2 protein-coding genes and 1 pseudogene are annotated in these 1,966 nt (G+C 71.2%); 2 read left to right on the top strand and 1 reads right to left on the bottom strand.

Features of this window, described 5'->3' with window-relative positions; genetic code table 11:
* Positions 1-327: 327 nt before the first annotated feature.
* Complete coding sequence (locus KBI5_RS24590) at positions 328-1,089, top strand: 3-hydroxyacyl-CoA dehydrogenase (RefSeq protein ID WP_011435996.1); 762 nt, start codon at positions 328-330, stop codon at positions 1,087-1,089.
* A gap of 6 nt (positions 1,090-1,095) precedes the next feature.
* On the opposite strand, the gene KBI5_RS26750 is transcribed toward KBI5_RS24590, so the two are convergent.
* Positions 1,096-1,248 carry a hypothetical protein gene (locus KBI5_RS26750; protein ID WP_157902596.1) on the bottom strand — a complete coding sequence of 51 codons (153 nt, stop codon included), beginning with the start codon at positions 1,246-1,248 and terminating at the stop codon, positions 1,096-1,098.
* A gap of 79 nt (positions 1,249-1,327) precedes the next feature.
* Between KBI5_RS26750 and KBI5_RS24585 the strand changes: the two are divergent.
* Positions 1,328-1,966 (top strand): annotated as a pseudogene (locus KBI5_RS24585) (SpoIIE family protein phosphatase); the annotation flags it as partial.

The raw sequence follows: 1,966 nt of genomic DNA, 5'->3' as shown, positions 1-1,966 counted from the left end.
GCGGCGGCCGGACCCGCCGCCGGACCGGCGCCGCCGGGAGCGCCCTCGCCGGGCCCGCCCACCTGCACCTACTGATCCTCCTGGTCCCACCGGCCCGGTCCCAATCCGCGCCAACCGGTGGGCAGCGCGGAGCTGGCGGCCCACGGGAGCGCTGTCCGCCCGCGCGGCTTGCACTACTCTTCCGGGGTGTGCACGTCTTCCGGGGTGTGCACGGATGGCCGCCTCCCCTGGTCGCCGGTCGGGGGACGGCCGGCTCGTTCCCCCAGCTCCACCCCGCACAGCCAAGGCCGCGCCTCCGGCCGATGTCCCTCCCGGAGAGGAACTCACGTGCAGATCACGGATTCAGTCGCCGTGGTGACCGGCGGGGCTTCCGGCCTCGGCCTTGCCACCGCCACCCGGCTCATCGACGCTGGTGCCAGCGTGGTCCTCCTCGACCTCCCGTCCTCGAACGGCGCGGCGGTCGCGGAGAAGTTCGGCAGTTCGGTGCGATTCAGCCCCGGCGACGTCACCTCCGAGCAGGACGTGACGGCAGCCCTGGACGTGGCTGCCGAGCTGGGCCCGCTGCGCATCGCCGTCAACTGCGCCGGCATCAGCAACGCCGCCAAGACGCTGAGCAAGGAAGGGCCGTTCCCACTGGCCATCTTCGAGCGGGTCGTCAAGGTCAACCTGATCGGCTCGTTCAACGTCATCCGACTCGCGGCCGAGCGGATCAGCAGGACCGAGGAGATCGACGGCGAGCGTGGCGTCATCATCAACACCGCGTCCGTGGCGGCGTTCGAGGGCCAGATCGGGCAGGCCGCCTACTCGGCGTCCAAGGGCGGCATCGTCGGCATGACGCTGCCGATCGCCCGCGACCTCGCCAGTCTGAAGATCCGCGTGGTGACCATCGCCCCCGGCCTGTTCGACACCCCGCTGCTCGCCTCGCTGCCGGAGCCGGCTCGCGTCTCTCTCGGCCAGCAGGTCCCGCACCCCTCGCGCCTGGGCTCCCCCGACGAGTACGGCCTGCTCGCGACCCAGATCATCGCGAACCCCATGCTCAACGGCGAGACCATCCGCCTCGACGGTGCCATCCGGATGGCACCCCGCTGAACGGGTTCACAGCGCCGCGAGCTGCTCGGCGAGGCGCGCGATCGAGGTCTCGGCGGRCCGGGCCCGCCGCCGGGTCAGCGCGTCCATGCTGGCTGGTGAGGCCCCCTGGAAGCAGGCTCCGGCGGGTTCGGTCCGGACCGCTCGCGGGTAGACAGACACCCATGCGGCCTGGCCAAGGCGAGATCCCCGGGCGGATCTCCCGGGGTGCTGAGGGTGCTGCGGTACTGAGGTGCTGAGGGTGCTGCGCTGGTTCGCCCCGATCGCCCCGATCACCCCGATGCTCATACTCGCCCTGGTGGTCGGACTGCAACTGAGCAACCAGAAATGGAACGTGATCGGACTCGCGATTCTGAGCCCCATGCTCGCGGCCACGTTCGCCGGACCCCGGCTGACCGCAGGCTACGGGGTGGCGGCGGTCCTGGCGGGCATCCTGCTGGGTCTGCACGATGACCTGTTCGGCCGGAGCGGCGGTGGCCCGACGGCCCAGGTGGTCCGGCTGGTCGGGGTCACGGCCGGCGGAGTGATGGCCGTCCTGGTCAGCCGATACAACATCCGACGCGAGACGAAGCTGCAGAACGTCACTCGGGTGGCCGAGGTGGCGCAGCAGACGATCCTCAGTCCCGTCCCGTCGTCGTCCGGCGGGCTGCGGTTCGCCGTCCGCTACGAGAGTGCCACCGTGGAGGCCATGATCGGTGGGGATCTGTACGAGGTCGTCGACAGCCCGTGGGGAACCCGCCTGCTCATTGGTGACGTACGGGGCAAGGGGCTCGACGCCGTGCGGATCGCGAGCCGGGTGCTCAGCTGCTTCCGGCTGATGAGTCGACGCACGGGCGGCCTGCGCGATCTGCTGGCGAACCTCGACGCGGAGGTCGCCGAT

Source organism: Frankia sp. KB5 (assembly GCF_002099325.1).
Taxonomy (GTDB): domain Bacteria; phylum Actinomycetota; class Actinomycetes; order Frankiales; family Frankiaceae; genus Frankia; species Frankia casuarinae.
Note: the sequence above shows the minus strand (reverse complement) of the source record. Positions and strands in the feature narration are given on the sequence as shown.